The sequence below is a fragment of the Klebsiella oxytoca genome (genome assembly GCF_009707385.1).
Lineage (GTDB): Bacteria > Pseudomonadota > Gammaproteobacteria > Enterobacterales > Enterobacteriaceae > Klebsiella > Klebsiella oxytoca_C.
Map to the genome: position 1 here is coordinate 5168727 of NZ_CP046115.1, position 18123 is coordinate 5186849.

Genomic DNA, 18123 nt, shown 5'->3' on the forward strand with positions numbered 1-18123 from the left:
CAGTCCCCATGGCATCGGGATCGCAGCCATTTTGCCGTGTCGATATGGATTTATCCCTCATATTTTTTGAGGGATAAGCAGAAAACCTTTCTGCGCATCCGCAGAATTCTCTCCATAGACTGCAACTAGTGTAGTCATAGCTAACAAGGGATCGTTTATGCGAACTATTCAAGCTCAACCTTTTGATTTCACGTTTGATCCTGCCAGTACCGCCCTGATCATCATCGACATGCAGCGTGACTTTGTCGAACCCGGCGGTTTTGGTGAAGTGCTGGGGAATGACGTCTCGCATCTGCGCAGAACTATCGTCCCATGCCGTCAGCTACTGGAGCAGGCCAGAGCCGCGGGCTTATTTATTATTCATACTCGGGAAGGCCATCGCGCAGATATGACCGACTGTCCCCAGGCGAAAAAAACCCGAGGCGGTAAAACATTTATCGGCGAGTCCGGCCCGATGGGCCGCATCCTAATCCGCGGCGAGCAGGGCCACGACATAATCCCGGAGCTCTTGCCGCTGCCCGGCGAACCCATTATCGATAAACCCGGTAAAGGGGCTTTCTACGCCACCGATCTGGGGCTGATTTTGCAAACTCGCGGTATTAAGTCACTGATTATCTGCGGCGTAACCACGGAAGTCTGCGTACAAACCACCGCAAGGGAAGCCAATGACAGAGGGTATGAGCTGGTGATCCCCGAAGACTGCTGCGCCTCCTACTTTCCAGAATTCCATCGCGCCGCGCTCGACATGATGAAAGCCCAGGGAGCCATCGTCGGCTGGGTCAGCGATTCAGCAAGCATCATCGGCGCACTGCGAAACTAATTTTTTCGACAACCGGTAATAATCTTCCGCCACGTGAGTGGCGGTGGCCTCTTATTGCCCGAGGACAGGAAATGACTCTGCATTACCAATGTTTCCCTAACCTGTATAAAGACTCCGTCTCGTTGATGCAGGTTTCCGCAAAACTTAACGCCATGGAGGGGGTTGAACAAGCTTCCGTCGCCATGGCGACGGCGGCCAACATCGAACGCATGCGCGATGCGGGAATGCCCGTAGAGCTTGAAGCTCGCCCTAACGACCTGCTTATTGCGCTGCTGGCCGATGAGGAGACGGCACAACGGGCGCTGGCATTGGCGGATGAGCTGCTGAGCCCGCCAACGCCCACGGAAAACACCGAAGGAACCGCCCGCCGTCCCGCGACCAGCATTGCCGAAGGCGTGGAAGCGCGCGCCCAGGCTAACCTGGCGCTGATTTCCGTTCCGGGCAGCTACGCCGCCGCTGAAGCGCTCAAAGCGCTCGCCGCGGGCCTGAACGTGATGCTGTTCAGCGATAACGTTCCGGAGTGCCAGGAAGCGACCATAAAACAGTATGCACGCCAGCGGAATCTGCTGGTGATGGGACCTGACTGCGGCACCGCGATCGTCAATGGTATGCCGCTGGGATTTGCTAACGTGGTCCGTCGCGGGTCGATTGGCCTCGTGGCCGCTTCCGGCACCGGTTTACAGGAAGTGAGCTGCCGCATTCATCATCTCGGCGAAGGAGTTTCACAAGCCATCGGCACCGGCGGTCGCGATCTGCATGAAGAGATCGGCGGCCTGAGCATGCTGCAAGGGATCGCAATGCTGGCGGACGACCCCGATACCCGGCTGATTGCGCTGGTCTCTAAGCCGCCCTCACCTGCCATTATGGATAAAGTGCTGGAGGCTGCGCGCCAGTGCGGTAAGCCCGTTGTGGCGCATTTCCTCGGCGCAAGCGATGCGGCGCTGCTGGCCTACGGCATCATTCCGGCACACAGCCTGCAACATGCAGCGGACATTGCTGTAGCCACGCTGAGGGGCGAAACGCCAGCCGCCAGCCATGGCTTATCGGAACCGCTACAGCAACAGGCAATGCAGTGGATTGCCGGGATGAGCGTTGAGCAAAGCGATATCCGCGGCGTTTTCGCTGGTGGAACGTTCTGCTATGAAGCCCAGCTCGCGCTTCAGGCGGCAGGATTATCCTGTGAGTCCAATGCCCCGGTGGCGGGCGCGCGGGCGTTACTCGACAAAAACCACGGTCACGGGCACAGCCTGGTGGACATGGGGGACGATGAGTTCACCCAGGGACGTCCGCATCCGATGATCGACCCTGCGCTGCGTAACGCGCGCCTGCTCTCGGAAGCTCTCGATCCGCGCACAGCCGTTCTGTTGTTTGACATCGTGCTGGGCTATGGCGCCAGCAGCGAGCCATGCAGCGCTCTGCTTCCCGTCATCGAAGAAATTCAGCGTATTGAAGCTGCCGGGCAGCGCCACATTGTCTTGCTCGCTCACGTCTGCGGCACGGACGCCGACCCGCAGGACAGAGCACAGCAGATAGCGCTGCTGCAGCATGCCGGGGTAGTGGTAGCTGACAGCAACATTGAGGCCGCTCGCCTGGCGGCATTTATCGCGCAACAACGGAAATAAATTATGACGACGTTATTTCAACAACCGCTTTCGGTGATCAATCTCGGGCTGGAAAGTTTTGCCGATAATCTGCGCGAAGCCGGCGGCGAAGTACTCCACCTGCAATGGCAACCGGTCGCCCAGGGCAATGAGCAAACCGGCTGGACGCTGGCGACTCTGCTGGCCGACGAGCGGATAAAAGCCGCTAATCAACAGGCGCTGCAGCGCTATCTCGACGCCCAGCCGGTACTGGTCGATATCGCCAGGGCCAGCGAGGCGATTTCAGGTCTTAATGGGATACGTAAAATCCTGCATGCCGGGCCGCCAATCGCCTGGGCCAACATGTGCGGACCGATGCAGGGCGCGATTGCTGGCGCCATTGTCTTCGAGGGCTGGGCCAGCAGCACGGAAGAAGCGATGCAAATGGCGGCAACGGGACAGGTAGACCTCGAGCCGTGCCACCACCACCATGCAACCGGGCCGATGGCCGGGATTATCAGCCCTTCTATGCCGGTATGGGTGGTGGAAAACCGTACTCACGGCAACCGCGCGTTCTGTAACTTCAATGAAGGACTCGGCAAAGTGCTGCGTTTCGGCGCCAATAATGAAGATGTGCTGAGTCGTCTCGCCTGGATGGGTGATGTGCTGGCTCCCGCGCTGAAGCAGGCGCTGGCGCTGAGCGGTGAAATCGAACTCAAACCGCTGATTGCCCAGGCGCTGCATATGGGCGACGAGTGCCATAACCGCAACGCGGCGGCAAGCGGGCTGTTCTTTAAACGCCTGGCGCCGCATCTGGCGCGTATTGAGCATGGCCCGGAAGCCCTCGAATTTATCGCCGCCAACGATCACTTCTTCCTTAACCTGTCGATGGCGGCCTGTAAATCGATGCTGGATGCCGCCTGCGATGTGCCGCACAGCTCAATGGTCACGGTGATGGCGCGCAACGGCGTTAACTTCGGTATTCGCCTTTCCGGTACCGGTGACCGTTGGTTCCAGGCTCCGGCAAACCCGGTCGACGGCCTGTTCTTCCCGGGCTACGGCATAGACGATGCGGCGGCGGATTTAGGCGACTCGGCGATCACCGAGACCGCCGGGATTGGCGGATTTGCGATGGCGGCTTCGCCGGCAATCGTCAAATTCGTCGGCGGTACGCCGGCCGATGCCGTGCGCCATAGTCTGACGATGCAGGAGATCACTCTCACGACTCATCCGGCGTTCACGCTGCCGGCGTTGAACTTCGCCGGTAGCGGCTGTGGTATCGATGCCCGCTACGTTGTCGACCGCAATATTTTGCCGGTCATCAACACCGGGATTGCCCATAAACATGCGGGCGTAGGGCAGATAGGCGCGGGGATCACCACCGCGCCGCTGGCCTGTTTTACCGCTGCGCTTCTCGCGCTGGCAGAGGAGGTATCTCATGGTTAAAACGAAAATCGCCGTCGTGGCCGTCGGCGGCAATGCGCTAATCCGCAATCCCGGCGAAAACGCGCTGGAGCAGCAGTACGAAGCGGTAAAGGCCACCGCTGAAAACGTCGTCGATCTGATTGCCGCAGGCTGGCGCGTGGTATTGACGCACGGCAACGGTCCGCAGGTGGGTTTTATCCTGCGCCGGAGCGAGATAGCCAAAGACGCCGTCCCCGGGGTACCGCTGGAGTACGCGGTTGGCGATACCCAGGGCGCCATTGGCTTTATGTTTCAGAACGCCCTCAACAACGCGTTGTCCGCACGTGGTATTGCTACCACGCCGGTGGTCGCGCTGGTAACGCAGACGCTGATCGACCCCAACGATTCCGCCTTCAGCCATCCTGATAAGCCTATCGGCGACTATATGACGCAGGAAACGGCGGAAACGCTGGCGAACGCACAGGGCTGGGATATCGCGGAAGATTCTGGCCGCGGCTGGCGACGCGTCGTAGCCTCGCCCGCTCCGCAAGAGGTCATTGAAACGCCGGTCATTCGCACCCTGCTCGAACAAAACGTTCTGGTTATTGCCTGCGGCGGCGGCGGCATTCCGGTTTGGCGCGATGCCTCAGGCAAGCTCATCGCCGCTCAGGCGGTCATCGATAAGGACCGGGCTTCGGCGCTGCTGGCCTGCGAATTACAGGCGGATATGCTGCTCATCCCAACCGGCGTTGAACGGGTCGCTATCAACTTTGGTACCCCTGAGCAGCGCTGGCTCGACACGCTGACGTTAGCAGAAGCGCAAACGCTGCTCGCAAGCGGTCAGTTCGGCGCGGGAAGCATGGCGCCAAAAGTCGAAGCCATGTTGACCTATCTCAGAGGTAATCCGGCAGGCGTCGGGCTAATTACCAGCCCGGAGGCTATCGTTCGGGCCATTGGCGGCAACGGCGGAACCCGGTTTATCGGTTAATTTATGCCGCCATGCGCACGGCGAATGGCGGCCCTGTATTCAGAGAAATAAGGATAAAAAGATGTCGGATAGCAAAATTCTACTGGCGGTCAACGGCACGCTGATGCGAGGCCTGAAGCTCAATCCCAACATGCTGGCTGTAAATGCTGAATTTGTTCGTGAAGATAAAACGGCGCCCTGCTACCGCTGCTGGAGCATCAATGACGATCATCCGGGCATGATTCGCTCGCCCGAAGGCGGGGCGAAGATTGCGCTGGAAATCTGGGCGGTTCCTCCGGCCGGGCTGGGAAATATTCTGCAAAAAGAACCTGCCGGGCTCTGTATTGGTAAAGTGGTACTGGAAGACGGCAGCGAAGTTTTGGGCGTTCTGGCGGAATCATGGCTGGTTAAAGGACAGCCGGAGATCACCGACCTCGGCGGCTGGCGCGCATATACCGGTCATCATCTGACTGATTAACATCAGGAGAAGGATTATGGAGCAAGGAAAACTCACTATCCGCCCACGGCTATGGGTGACGGGCGATCTTAACGCTTTTTTCGGACTCTTTACTAACGTACTGCTGAACGTGCTGGTTCTGTCAGGCCTGGCGCTGTATGTCGCGCAGATTCCGGCAGCGACGGTCTATGGCCGCATCCTGCCGGCGCTCGGTATCGCACTACCGCTGGGTAACCTCTTTTATGCCTGGCTTGCCTGGCGTCTGGCAAAACGAGAGGGCCGCGACACCGTGACGGCCCTACCGTATGGGCCAAGCGTGCCGCATATGTTTATCGTCGTGTTCGTCGTAATGCTACCAACGCTGCTTATCCATAAGGACTGGATGCTGGCGTGGAAGCTGGGGCTTATCTGGGCAATGATCGTCGGCTTCATTGTGCTGGCTGGCGTGCTGGTTGGCCCGGCGATTCGTAAATATACGCCGCGAGCCGCGATGCTGGGCACGCTTGCAGGTATCGCGATTGCGTTTATCGCCATGCGTCCGGCGTATCAGATGTTCGATACCGCGTGGATAGGTATTGTTTGCTTCGCCATTATCCTGCTCAACTGGGTCGGTAACGTACGTCTGCCGTTTGGTCTACCGGGCGGACTGGCGGTGGTTCTGGTGGGCTGCCTGCTGGGCTGGGGCGCAACCTGGCTCGGCTTTAGCGACCTGATGAATCCGGCGGAAGTCAAAGAGGCGGCGGGGCGCTTCTCGCTCTATTTACCTACCCTATCAACCGATGTCTTTAACGTCCCCATGCATCTGGTATGGCCGCTGCTGGTGACGGCAATCCCGCTAGGGATTTTCAACTTTACCGAAATCCTCAACAACGTTGAGTCCGCGGCAGTAGGCGGCGATAGCTACAACCTGCGCGCGGTACTGGCGGCTGACGGACTGGGCGCAATTGTCGGCGCGCTCTTGGGTTCACCGTTCCCGCCCGCAGTCTATATCGGTCATCCGGGCTGGAAAGCGATGGGTGGGCGTATCGGCTATTCGCTGGTAACCGGCATTTGCATGGCTGTCGTCTGCTTTCTGGGCTTAACTGCGCTGCTGCTGTCGATTATCCCACTGGTGGCGATTGTGCCGATTCTGCTGTTTATCGGTCTGGTCATTGGCGCTCAGGCGTTTCAGGTTTCGCCCAAACGCCACGCTCCGGCCATCGTGCTGGCGCTGGTGCCGAATATCGCCGAATGGGCGAAGACCCAGGTCGATGGCGCGCTGGCCGCCGCCGGGGCTAATACCGTCAATCTCCCGACGGAGGTGGTGAATACCATGGCCAATAATGGCGTGCTGTATCACGGCATGGCAACGACTGGCGGCGGGGCGGTACTGGCGGGCCTGATGATGGGCGCCATTGCCGCGTTTATTATCGACCGGCGCTTTAACTGGGCGGCGCTTTATGCCGCTGCGGCCACCGTCCTGTCGTTCTTCGGCTTTATTCACGGCCATCAGATGGCGTTTAACGCTTCACCGACGGTGACGTTTGGCTATGGCGTTGCCACGCTGTTCCTGACCTTTATGGCCTGGCGACAGGTTCAGGAAGAAGGGAAAATTGACTGGTCGCCAATTGATAATGGTGATGAGGTGGTACATTAAGTCATAAACCGCCGCTGCCGGGATTTTCCCCGGCTTGCGGCGTAACGCCTTAGCCGGGCTACGGGAACGCAGGCGTCTGCGAACCCGTAGCCCCGGTAAGCGTTAGCGCCACCGGGGAAGACAATACCTGATTATCAGCTCAGCGGTTTCTCGCCGTTTTGATCCTGGTCGACGGCAAAGCAGGCCACCAGCTGGCCACCGTAGTCTTTCAGCTGCGGCTGAAGCTGGGTACATGGGCCGAAGCGACGACGACAGCGGGCGTTAAACGCGCAGCCCGGCGGCGGATTCAGCGGGCTCGGCAGCTCGCCGGTCAGCTTAATGCGTTCGCGGCGGTCATCCGGATTCAGGCGCGGCGTTGCCGACAGCAGCGCCTGAGTATAAGGATGCTGCGGGTTGTTGAAAATTTGATCCTTCGACCCTTTCTCCACGCAGCGGCCTAAATACATCACCATCACTTCATCAGCAATGTGCTCAACCACCGACAGGTCGTGGGAGATAAAGACGTAAGAAAGCCCCAGCTCCTGCTGCAAATCCATCATCAGGTTCAGTACCTGCGCGCGCACCGAAACGTCCAGCGCGGAGACCGGTTCATCGGCAATCACCACGTCCGGATCAAGCATCAGACCGCGGGCAATCGCGATACGCTGACGCTGGCCGCCGGAGAACATATGCGGATAGCGGTCGTAGTGTTCGGTTTTCAGGCCGACTTTCGCCATCATCGCCAGCGCTTTCTCACGACGCTGCTCTTTACTTAAGCTGGTGTTGATCTGCAGCGGCTCTTCCAGAATCTGCCCCACCTTTTTGCGCGGGTTTAGCGAACCGTAGGGGTTCTGGAACACAATCTGGATTTTCTGCCGACGCAGCTTCTGCGCCTGCGGATCGTGCTTAAGCAGGTCCTGGCCCTGATAATACAGCTCGCCGCCGGTGGGAATTTCGATCATCGTCAGCAGACGACCAAGCGTCGATTTACCGCAGCCGGACTCCCCGACAACTGCCAGCGTTTTGCCGCGTTCAAGGGTAAATGAGACGCCATCCAGCGCTTTGACCAGGCGCTCCGGCGCAAATAGCCCCTTCTTCACCGGATAGTATTTTTTCAGATCGGTGGCCAGCAACAGCGGCTGTTGCGTGGTGGCCTCATGCGTACTCATAGCCCAGGCCTCCCGGCATCATCAAGTGGGTAATGACATTTTGACTGGCGACCGCCGTTGAGCAGGTTCAGCTCAGGTTCTTCAGTGCGGCATTTGTCCGTCGCATAGGGACAGCGCGGGTTGAGCAAACAGCCGTTCGGACGGTCATATTTGCCCGGCACCACGCCCGGCAGCGAGGCCAGCCGCGCTTTATCCTGGGCAAACTCCGGCAGCGCGCGCAGCAGCGCCTGGGTGTACGGATGGCGCGGGGCGCGGAAGATATCCTTCGCGTCGCCGGTTTCCACGACCTGACCCGCGTACATAACGATGATTTTGTGCGCCGCTTCGGCCACCAGCGCCAGATCGTGGGTGATCAGGATCAGCGCCATATTCTCTTTCTGCTGCAGCTCCAGCAGTAGCTCAATGATCTGCGCCTGGATGGTCACGTCCAGCGCCGTCGTCGGTTCATCGGCAATCAGCAGCTTTGGCCGACAGGCGATAGCCATCGCAATCATGACGCGCTGGCTCATACCGCCGGAAAGCTGGTGTGGATAGACATCAAGGCGCGAAGCCGGGTCGGGAATACCGACCAGCGTCAGCAGGTCGATCGCCCGCTGCACGCGGGTTTTCTTATTGCCGCCCTGGTGGACCTTGATGGCTTCCATAATCTGGTAGCCAACGGTATAGCACGGATTCAGGCTGGTCATCGGGTCCTGGAAGATCATCGCCACTTCCGCACCCACCAGCTGGCGGCGCTCTTTTTCGGAAATGCGCTTCAGGTCGCGGCCGTTAAACTCCAGCTTTTCAGCCATCACCCGGCCGGGGTAGTCAATCAGCCCCATAATCGCCAGCGAGCTGACCGATTTACCCGAGCCGGACTCACCGACGATACCGACCACTTCGCCCTGATTTACGCTGTAGCTCACGCGGTCTACGGCGCGGAACGGCGTCCCTTCGTCGCCGAAGTGCACCGATAGTTTATCTACATTTAATAACGCCATCTCGAACCTCTTACTGCTTCAGTTTGGGATCGAGCGCGTCACGCAGACCGTCACCCATCAGGTTAAATGCCAGCACCGTCAGCAGGATCGCGACACCCGGGAAGGTGACGACCCACCAGGCGCTCTGCGCGAACTGCAACACATCGGAGAGCATGGTGCCCCACTCCGGTGTTGGCGGCTGCGCACCCATGCCCAGGAAGCCAAGAGCGGCCATATCGAGAATGGCGTTTGAAAAGCCCAGCGACGCCTGAACAATCAGCGGCGCAAGACAGTTTGGAAGAATATTGATAAACATCTGGCGCATCGCGCCTGCGCCCGCCACCCGAGACGCGGTGACGTAGTCGCGGTTCACTTCCACCAGCACCGCGGCGCGGGTCAGGCGCACGTAGTGTGGCAGGGCGACAAAGGTCAGCGCTATCGAGGCGTTGACGATCGACGGACCAAAGATCGCCACCAGCACCAGCGCCAGCAGCAGGCTCGGCAAGGCCAGCATAATATCGACAACGCGCATAATGACCGAGTCAACAACGCCGCCAAAATAGCCAGCAATCAGACCGAGCACCACCCCGAGAATTAGCGACAGCACCACCACCAGACAGCCGACCAGCAGCGACAGGCGCGCGCCGTACATCAGGCGCGACAGGATATCGCGGCCAACGTCATCGGTACCGAGCAGATGGGTTACGCTACCACCCTCCTGCCAGAACGGCGGAGCCAGCAGCGCATCGCGGAACTGATCCGCCGGGTTATAGGGCGCAAGGAAGTTGGCGAAGACGGCGATGATAATCATCACCACGACATAAGCCAGCCCCACGACGGCGCCTTTGTTGCGTTTAAAATAGTGCCAGAACTCCTGCAGAGGGGTCATTGGCACCGGCGCGGCGACAACTTTATTTTCAGTTATTTGTGACATGATGGCCCCTTACTTCTTATGCCGAATACGCGGGTTCACCACGCCATACAACAGGTCGACCAGCAGGTTGACGAGAATAATCATCGTCGCCACCAGCAGTACCCCGCCCTGCACCACCGGATAGTCGCGGCGCTGTAGCGCGTCAATCAGCCAGCGGCCAAGGCCCGGCCAGGAGAAGATGGTTTCGGTAAGAATAGCCCCCGCCAGCAGCGTACCAACCTGCAGGCCGATAACCGTGACCACCGGCAGCATCGCATTACGCAGAGCATGGACGATGATCACCCGCATACGGGTTAGCCCTTTCGCTCGCGCCGTACGGATATAATCCTCGCCCAACACTTCCAGCATCGATGAGCGCGTCATACGCACGATCACCGCCAGCGGAATGGTGCCCAGCACCACGGCGGGCAGGATCATATGCATTACCGCATCAATAAAGTCGCCCTGTTCGCCCCAAATCGCGGTATCAATCAGCATAAAGCCGGTCAGAGGAAGGGTATCGTCAAGGAAGACGGTATCGCTGATACGCCCGGAGACCGGCGTCAGGTTCCAGTGCACGGAGACCAGCATAATCAGCATCATGCCCCACCAGAAGATGGGCATAGAGTAGCCGGTCAGCGCCAGACCTACGGAGGTGTGGTCGAAGATAGAGCCGCGTTTGACCGCTGCCAGCACGCCAACCGGGATCCCGACGATGACGGCAAAAATCATCGCGCAGACGCCCAGCTCCATAGTGGCTTTAAAGCGTGGTACAAACTCTTCCCAGACGGGAATACGGCTTTTCAGCGAGATGCCTAAATCACCGTGCATCACGCCCCAAATATAGTTGACGTACTGCTGCCACATGGGTTTATCAAGACCCATTTCGGCCAGCAGCTGCGCATGACGTTCAGGGGAAATACCACGTTCGCCCGCCATAATCATCACCGGGTCGCCGGGGATCATATGGACGAAGGCAAAAGTGAGAAGGGTAATACCGATAAATGTTGGGATGACAAGTCCCAAACGTCGGAGAATGAACTGCAACATAACCCGGATTCTCTCTAGTGACGACCCGCCTGGTGACAGGGCGTCTGTATTGCTCACAAAAGTAAACTCCCTCTCCCCTGGGGGAGAAGGTAAGGTTGAGGGGAGTTATTTCCCACCCTCAACCCGCCCCTCTCCCTCAGGGGAGAGGGGAACGTCTTGCTGATTATTCGATAGAGACGTTATCGAAGTGGTGTTTACCTAATGGATCGACCACGTAGCCTTTGACTTCTTTACGCACTGGCTCGTAGACGGTGGAGTGAGCGACGATCAGCGCCGGAGCCTGGTCATGCATCACCACCTGAGCCTGCTTGTACAGCTCAATGCGTTTGTTGTGGTCGTCGGTAGCGCGGGCCGGCTGAATCAGATCTTCAAACGGCTTGTAGCACCAGCGGGAGTAGTTAGAGCCATCTTTGGCCGCAGCGCAGCTGAACAGAGTCGCGAAGAAGTTATCCGGATCCCCATTGTCGCCGGTCCAGCCCATCATTACGGTCTGGTGTTCGCCCGCTTTCGCGCGCTTCAGATATTCACCCCACTCGAAGGTGACGATCTTGGCCTGGACGCCAACTTTAGCCCAGTCGGCCTGAATCATCTCAGCCATACGGCGCGCGTTCGGGTTATACGGACGCTGTACCGGCATTGCCCACAGGTCAATGGTGAAGCCTTTTTCCAGGCCTGCTTCTTTCAGCAGCGCTTTCGCTTTCTCAGGGTCGTAGGTGTAGTCTTTAACGTCGTCGTTATAGCCCCACATCGTCGGCGGGATCAGGTTCTTCGCGGCCTGGCCTGCGCCCTGGTAAACCGCTTTGATAATCGCTTCTTTGTTGACCGCGTAGGTCAGCGCCTGGCGAACTTTCACATCATCCAGCGGCTTCTTCTCGGTGTTGAAAGAGAGGTAGCCCACGTTCAGGCCCGGCTGCTCCAGCAGGGTGATGTTCTTGTCTTCCTTCATACGCGCGATATCTGCCGGATTCGGATAAGGCATGATCTGGCATTCATTTTTCTGCAGCTTAGCGTAGCGCACGGAAGCGTCAGGGGTAATGGAGAAGACCAGGCGATCGATTTGCGGCTTGGTGCCCCAGTAGCCCGGGAAAGCTTTATAAAGAATACGGGAGTCTTTCTGATACTGCAGCAGCTGGAACGGGCCGGTACCGATTGGGTTCAGGTCCACTTTTTCCGGCGTACCGGCTTTCAGCATGTTGTCGGCATACTCTTTTGACAGAATAGAGGCAAAGTCCATGGCGAGGTCAGCGAGGAACGGTGATTCCGGACGAGTCAGCACAAACTGGACGGTGTTATCGTCCACTTTCTTCACTTCGCTAATCAGGTCAGGTAGCCCCATGCCTTCAAAGTATTCATAGCTGCCGCCAGACACTTTATGGTACGGGTTGTTGGTATTTTTTTGTCTGTCGAATGAGAAGACAACGTCATCGGCGTTCAGCGTGCGGGTCGGTTTGAAATCTTTGTTATCCTGCCACTTCACGTCTTTACGCAGATGGAAGGTATAGGTTTTACCATCTTCGCTAACTTCCCACTTTTCAGCCAGGCCAGGAATCACTTCCGTGGTGCCGGTTTTGAATTCGACCAGGCGGTTATAAATTGGTACCGAGCTGGCGTCGTAAGTGGTGCCAGAGGTGAAGAGCTGTGGGTTAAAGCCTTCCGGCGAACCTTCTGAACAATAAACCAGGGTCTTCGCTTGTACGCTTGCTGCGACGGTCATGGCAACCAGGCTCAGACCAAGCTTCAGCATCCCTGACTTTTTCAAGGAAATACTCATTATTCTGCTCCAAATGTGATGTTGTTTGCATATATCCGCCAGACCTTTATTTATGTTATGCCCGGTCCGGTCGGTGGTGCCCGAAAGCGTTGAGAGAGATGGGGATTCCTTTCGCAAAAACGACTGAGTTGCAGTACGGATTCTCCATCAAATGCCCCTCATGCCCTACAATCTGTCAACAGAATGGGGAAACGTCAATACAGCCAACCTGGTTTTACATCCGGGGTGAGAATCTGCGGGCAAAGATTAAAAAAAGTGCAAAGCGCTATTTCCAGCAGAGAAATTTATGCTAGCGGCCAGTAGACAGAATAAAGCCCTTAATATCCTTCGGCAGCCAGTGATAAGCAATTATGTGAAATGGTAAAAAATTCTTGTAATGTGACCAATATGTGAGCGAGAAATAGCGCGAACGTTAAAGCGCACAGCGAAAAATGCTGAAGTTAGCCATAAGCTTCGCGAAAAAAGATCGGAGTATATATAAAAAAATACAATGGAAGATGTCACAAAACAGGGAACTGGCGGCAGGAAATGAGGATGGATGCGTTTTTTCGCACTCCTGACGAGCTGCATATCTCCCGGAGGCGATGCTGCGCATCTGTCCGGGCTACCGGCCCGCAGCCGGCGGTGAACTTGTAGCCCGGGCAAGGCGCTTTGCGCCGCCCCCGGGAGCGGTGTACATATGGCTGCATTTCCCGGAGGCGATGCTGCGCATCTGTCCGGGCTACCGGACCGTAGCCGGCGGTGAACCTGTAGCCCAGGCAAGGCGCTTTGCGCCGCCCTCGGAAGCGGTGTACATATGGCTGCATTTCCCGGAGGCGATGCTGCGCATCTGTCCGGGCTACCGGACCGTAGTCGGCGGTGAACCTGTAGCCCGGCTAAGCGCAGCGCGAGCCGGGGATTTCACGAGCCTACGGATGCAAAAAAGCCTGCTCGTTGAGCAGGCTTTTGAATTTGGTCGGTGATAGAGGATGACTCGCCACTATGTGGCTCGCCCTGCGGGCCGTTGCTGACGCAACGTTCTCTCGCTTCGCTCGAGTCGAACCTCTTCCCCCGGAGGTTCTCATCCTCATCTACTACGGATGCAAAAAAGCCTGCTCGTTGAGCAGGCTTTTGAATTTGGTCGGTGATAGAGGATTCGAACCTCCGACCCCTTCGTCCCGAACGAAGTGCGCTACCAGGCTGCGCCAATCACCGAATGCGGGCGCATCTTACTGCTGAGATACACACCCGTCAATGCCTTATTATGAAAAAGTCGCTCAAACGGCGAGAAACTCGCCACTCTCTTATCCCTTCTTCGCCGCAGCGTCAGGCACGTGACACCAGTTGTTATAATCGTTTATTCCGCCGTCCGGCGAGGTATAGCCAAGACAGCCCATAATGGTGTCATACAGCTCTACATGACGACGCGGTACCTTCATCGCCGCCTGCTGCTTCAGGCGCGCAAATGAAGCTGCATGGTCAGGAGATTCCAGATACTTATCCGACATCCACACCATCATCGGTACCCGGAACTGTTCCGGCGGCGCCATCTTGCGCGGCGTGCCGTGCAGATGCTCGCGCTCATTAATAGACTCGCCGTGGTCGGCCGCATAGAAAACAATCGCTTTCTTATCCCGCAGCTGATCCAGCACGCTGACGATAAAGTGATCGACATAGGTCACGCTGTTATCGTACGAGTTGATCAGCTCATCCTTCGAACATTTATTATCGACGCCCACGCACTCCGGCTGCCATTGCGCGAAGCTGCGAGGATATCTCTGGGTGTAGTTAAAATGCGAACCTTTGGTATGCAAAACGATCAGGTGCTTACCGCCAGGATTCTTCGCCAGACCGCGCTGCATTTCGTCCACCAGCAGCATATCGTCAACGCTCTTCCCACGGTTGCGCGGCTCGGCGCCAATCTGCTCGCGATAGGCGATATTGTTCGCCATCGTGTTGCTGTAGAACCACATCTCACTCTGCATAGCATACAGGTCGCCGGTAAAACCGAGCTGATGCAGGACGGCAAAGACATTCTGTTCTTTCAGCGTCCGCTGCGGATTATCATCCGCCCCGCCCTGACGTACAAACATACAACGCAGCGATAGCTTAGTAGCGGTATCACAGGAGTATCCGCGGAAAGCGACCAGGTTTTTCTCCTGCGCCAGCTTAGGGGTGGTATTGCGGTTATAGCCAAGGATACCCATATGATCCCAGCGGGTAGTTTCGCCGATGATAAACACTACGTAAGTATCATCCAGCCCTTCAGGAGCTACGTAGGTGAATTTTTTTGCCGGGTTAATCAGGGATTTAGTATCTGAAGACTCATCAACCTGCGCCCACGCGTACAGCCCCAGCGCCGAAAGCCAGTTAGACGGCAGGTAGGAGTTGGCCACCACGCCGCCATAGCTTGGCAGGTCGACCTCTGAGCTGCGCTCGAAGTTCTTCTGCCGGACCTCAAGAAGACGGATTGGTCCCCAGACCATCAGTCCAGCCAGCACCACGATAGTAATATTCTTCATACGCTGACCAGGCGTACGAATCTGGCGCAGCAGTGTAAAGCGACAGCGGTTGCTCCAGATAAGCAGTAGCGGCAGCGCGCTCATCAGTATCAGCCAGAGAATCAGATGTAAGCCGATGACCTCTCTGGACAAATCAATATCGGTGGTCATTACCGACGCAATAATGCCGTAGCCAATTACTACGTTCAGGAAGGTCATGTAATAGCTGGCGGCAGCGGAGAAGATAACGACGATGGTCGCGAGGACACGCCAGACCCTGCGCCCGAAAAGCGACAAAATACGCAATAGAAAGAAGGTGACCAGGAAAGCCCCGACCAGTTCTACTGCACCTGAGAGTCCTTTCCAGATGGTAAATTCCTGAGCGTACCCTTCGAAACGACGAAAGAATACGGCAGCGTTCATAAACCAGCCGATGTACAGCGCCAGCCAGATACTTAGCTTCAGCTGCGTCATCGTTTTAATGTATTTCATGCAAAAAACCTGGAAAACGAAAAGATAAAACCGCCCTACTTAAGCGATATAAGTAAGCAGGTTAATAAAGTGCGTTTAGCTTGGTTATAAGAAACCTCTACAAAGCGCGCTAAGTAGACCACAGCAAACGGGAAAAGTATCAGGAGGGAATGTGATCCAGCCAAACATTTACAAAATATTTGGCTGGATAGGCACTATTAGCTTAATTCATTAAACATCAGGAGCACGACGCCCGCCTGTTTCAGGCATGGGCCTGATGGTAAATCTCACTTTTCGGCTGGCGGATGGTGGTCGACAGCGCCAGGGAAAGGATCAGCAGAGCGAAGATAACGCAGAAGGTCACGTAGAATCCGCCAAACAGGGAAGCAATCAGCGAACCGCAGATGCTGCCGATACCGAAACCGAGATAAATTACGCCGTAGTTTTTCGCCAGATTATTGAGTCCAAAGAACTCGCTGACCAGCGACGGGAAAACGGTAATAGTGCCGCCGAAGTTAAAGGCCACGCAGGCAATGGCGGCGAAGAAGGTGGTGGCGTTCAGCGGGGCGAACAGCAGCGCCGCCATACCGATAAGCGACACAACCTGGCCGATGGTAATCACCCGGATACGGGACATTTTATCGGACAGAATCCCCAGCACCAGACGGCCGCTAAGGTTAGCGATGGAAATCACGGTTACCGCGTTGGCTGCGGTCGCCACATCGAGATGCACCATCCCCTGAGCAATATCTTTCGCCACGCCAATCACGTACAGACCGCTCATGCAGGCAGTCAGAAACATTACCGCCAGCATCCAGTACTGCGGCTTACGCATCGATTCGGCAAGGGTAAAGTCGTTCTCGACCACGCCATTATTCGCAACAGCGGTATGGTCCGGCGCATCGGTCATCAGCGTCGCGCCGAAAACGATCATCACCAGCACAATAGCGCCCCAGATAATAAAGGTTTTCTCGAGGCCGACCGTCGCCAGCAGATGGGAATCTATAAATTTAAAACCCAGGCTGCCAAGCCCGTAGGAACCTATAGAAAAGGCGGAGATCAGCCCCTTACGTTCCGGGAACCATTTGACGCAGTTCGACAACGTCAACAGATAGCCGGCACCGTCCGCTAGCCCCACAAGCAGACCCGCGCTAAGCCACAGCATCATCAAACTGTTTGAATGTGCGGTAAGAAAGAACCCGAGGCCGAGCAAAACGCCGGACGCCATGGTGACGCGTTTGACGCCAAAACGCTCCTGTAATTTACCCGCTACGGATGAGGAGAGCGCCAGACCGAGGCTTAACAGGCCAAATGAGAACGCCACCTGACTTACCGGCTCATCCAGCTTGGTGGAAAGAGAGCTATTGAACAAACTCCATGTATAAACCGAGCCCAGCGCAAATTGCGTAATAATGGTGCCGAGCAGGGTAAGCCAGCGGGTGTATTGACGGTTCTCAGCGTTCATAGCAGTTGTCCTGAATAATTAACTGCCGCCACAATAGCGAAGTCCCCTCCGGGTCTGGGGAAAAAAGGCATGAGCTGCCGTCAGCGCGGAATGAAATGCATTAAAGGCGGAATGAATGACATTGCAAAACATTCACACCTTAAATATTTACCGGAAAGTTAGTGCCCACTATCGCTGTAATATGCGTCATTACTGTAAATAATACGTTAACAAATTAAATCAAACATGATGCGAATAAATTAAAAATTGGCGCTTACGCCCATCAAATAGAGATAATTTTCCCCGGAGGGCAAATTATCCGCCTGCGATAGCGCCGCCCAGGCGGCAAGATGGGAGTTGAGCGACATATCCGCGCCCAACGTCACGTCACGCCATGCCCCGTCCTGACGATTCGGTCCACCAGCATCCGCCGTCAATCCCTGGTTATAGCTCACCTGCGCCCAGGGATGTACGCCCCACAATTTCTGATAATCAACCCGCCATCCCAGCGTATTGACGTAACCCGCTGCGGACGGATTATGGCTAAGAGGGGGCGACGTCAGGTCTGAATGTAAACTGGCTACCGGGCCGGAGGTTATGCCGTCGACCAGAGAGAAATTCCAGCCGACGCTCATGCCGCGCGCGCTATCCGCAGGCGGTATTGCCTGATTAAACGCCAGCCCGGGAGCCTCATCGGACGCATTTATTCGTTCCGCGAGAATATCTTCATAGCGCGGTTGGTGATCGCTGTCCCATGTATAGCGTTCTGCTGTATTACTTTTTGTATCGATAGCGATATATTCCTGTTGCCAGGCGTTCGCACCGACAACACACGACGCCCAGACTGATACGCAAGCCGGGACCAGGAGTCCCCGGAGGCCATTGCATTTCTTTATTATCATTAATGCGACTCCAAAAAGAGCCGAAACGGCAAGGTTGCTGTGTTTTTTATGGGGTGTCCTATACCCTAAATAATTCGAGTTGCTTTAAGGCGGCAAGGGAGTGAACCCCCAGGAGCATAGA

15 protein-coding genes, 1 tRNA gene and 1 other RNA gene are annotated in these 18123 nt (G+C 56.5%); 7 read left to right on the forward strand and 10 right to left on the reverse strand.

Going from position 1 to position 18123, the window contains the following annotated elements; genetic code table 11:
* Window positions 1–157: 157 nt before the first annotated feature.
* The 6 genes from GJ746_RS24145 to GJ746_RS24170 all read left to right on the forward strand — a co-directional run bounded on the left by GJ746_RS24145 (window position 158) and on the right by GJ746_RS24170 (window position 6864).
* The gene (locus GJ746_RS24145) at window positions 158–820 is read left to right on the forward strand and encodes a cysteine hydrolase family protein (RefSeq protein ID WP_154682431.1); all 663 of its coding nucleotides are present in this window, start codon (window positions 158–160) and stop codon (window positions 818–820) included.
* 71 nt (window positions 821–891) lie between these two features.
* A complete protein-coding gene (fdrA, locus tag GJ746_RS24150; RefSeq protein WP_154682432.1) occupies window positions 892–2442 on the forward strand; it encodes an acyl-CoA synthetase FdrA in 1551 nt (516 codons plus the stop codon).
* A 3-nt stretch (window positions 2443–2445) separates the two neighbouring features.
* Complete coding sequence (locus GJ746_RS24155) at window positions 2446–3846, forward strand: DUF1116 domain-containing protein (protein WP_154682433.1); 1401 nt, start codon at window positions 2446–2448, stop codon at window positions 3844–3846.
* Window positions 3839–4792: a carbamate kinase gene (locus tag GJ746_RS24160; RefSeq protein WP_154682434.1), complete on the forward strand. Its 954-nt coding sequence runs from the start codon at window positions 3839–3841 to the stop codon at window positions 4790–4792. The genes GJ746_RS24155 and GJ746_RS24160 overlap by 8 nt, the downstream gene beginning before the upstream one ends.
* Window positions 4793–4853: 61 nt before the next feature.
* Window positions 4854–5249, forward strand: coding sequence for a glutamyl-tRNA amidotransferase (locus tag GJ746_RS24165; RefSeq protein WP_154682435.1), 396 nt, complete (start codon window positions 4854–4856; stop codon window positions 5247–5249).
* A gap of 16 nt (window positions 5250–5265) precedes the next feature.
* Window positions 5266–6864, forward strand: a complete 1599-nt coding sequence (locus tag GJ746_RS24170; protein ID WP_154682436.1) for a regulator — start codon at window positions 5266–5268, stop codon at window positions 6862–6864.
* A 134-nt stretch (window positions 6865–6998) separates the two neighbouring features.
* Here GJ746_RS24170 and dppF read toward each other — a convergent pair whose 3' ends face one another.
* The 5 genes from dppF to dppA all read right to left on the reverse strand — a co-directional run bounded on the left by dppF (window position 6999) and on the right by dppA (window position 12705).
* Entirely contained in the window at window positions 6999–8012 is a 1014-nt protein-coding gene (gene dppF, locus GJ746_RS24175) for a dipeptide ABC transporter ATP-binding subunit DppF (RefSeq protein WP_154682437.1), read from the reverse strand.
* Window positions 8009–8992, reverse strand: coding sequence for a dipeptide ABC transporter ATP-binding protein (gene dppD, locus GJ746_RS24180; protein WP_154682438.1), 984 nt, complete (start codon window positions 8990–8992; stop codon window positions 8009–8011). The genes dppF and dppD overlap by 4 nt, the downstream gene beginning before the upstream one ends.
* Before the next feature lie 10 nt (window positions 8993–9002).
* Window positions 9003–9905, reverse strand: coding sequence for a dipeptide ABC transporter permease DppC (gene dppC, locus GJ746_RS24185; RefSeq protein ID WP_154682439.1), 903 nt, complete (start codon window positions 9903–9905; stop codon window positions 9003–9005).
* Between the two features lie 9 nt (window positions 9906–9914).
* Window positions 9915–10934 carry a dipeptide ABC transporter permease DppB gene (dppB, locus tag GJ746_RS24190; RefSeq protein WP_154682440.1) on the reverse strand — a complete coding sequence of 340 codons (1020 nt, stop codon included), beginning with the start codon at window positions 10932–10934 and terminating at the stop codon, window positions 9915–9917.
* Between the two features lie 163 nt (window positions 10935–11097).
* Window positions 11098–12705, reverse strand: coding sequence for a dipeptide ABC transporter periplasmic-binding protein DppA (gene dppA / locus GJ746_RS24195; protein WP_154682441.1), 1608 nt, complete (start codon window positions 12703–12705; stop codon window positions 11098–11100).
* A gap of 671 nt (window positions 12706–13376) precedes the next feature.
* On the opposite strand from dppA, the gene GJ746_RS24200 reads away from it, so the two are divergent.
* Window positions 13377–13667, forward strand: a complete 291-nt coding sequence (locus GJ746_RS24200; RefSeq protein WP_154682442.1) for a hypothetical protein — start codon at window positions 13377–13379, stop codon at window positions 13665–13667.
* Here GJ746_RS24200 and GJ746_RS24205 read toward each other — a convergent pair.
* The 5 genes from GJ746_RS24205 to GJ746_RS24225 all read right to left on the reverse strand — a co-directional run bounded on the left by GJ746_RS24205 (window position 13658) and on the right by GJ746_RS24225 (window position 18002).
* Window positions 13658–13789, reverse strand: a non-coding RNA gene (locus GJ746_RS24205) — RtT sRNA. The genes GJ746_RS24200 and GJ746_RS24205 overlap by 10 nt on opposite strands.
* Before the next feature lie 33 nt (window positions 13790–13822).
* A tRNA-Pro gene (locus GJ746_RS24210) sits at window positions 13823–13899 on the reverse strand.
* Window positions 13900–13988: 89 nt separating this feature from the next.
* Window positions 13989–15677 (reverse strand): kdo(2)-lipid A phosphoethanolamine 7''-transferase, encoded by a 1689-nt coding sequence (eptB, locus tag GJ746_RS24215; RefSeq protein WP_154682443.1) that lies wholly within the window; start codon window positions 15675–15677, stop codon window positions 13989–13991.
* Window positions 15678–15918: 241 nt separating this feature from the next.
* Entirely contained in the window at window positions 15919–17121 is a 1203-nt protein-coding gene (locus tag GJ746_RS24220; RefSeq protein ID WP_154682444.1) for an MFS transporter, read from the reverse strand.
* A 239-nt stretch (window positions 17122–17360) separates the two neighbouring features.
* Window positions 17361–18002, reverse strand: coding sequence for an autotransporter outer membrane beta-barrel domain-containing protein (locus GJ746_RS24225; RefSeq protein ID WP_154682445.1), 642 nt, complete (start codon window positions 18000–18002; stop codon window positions 17361–17363).
* Between the last annotated feature and the right edge of the window lie 121 nt (window positions 18003–18123).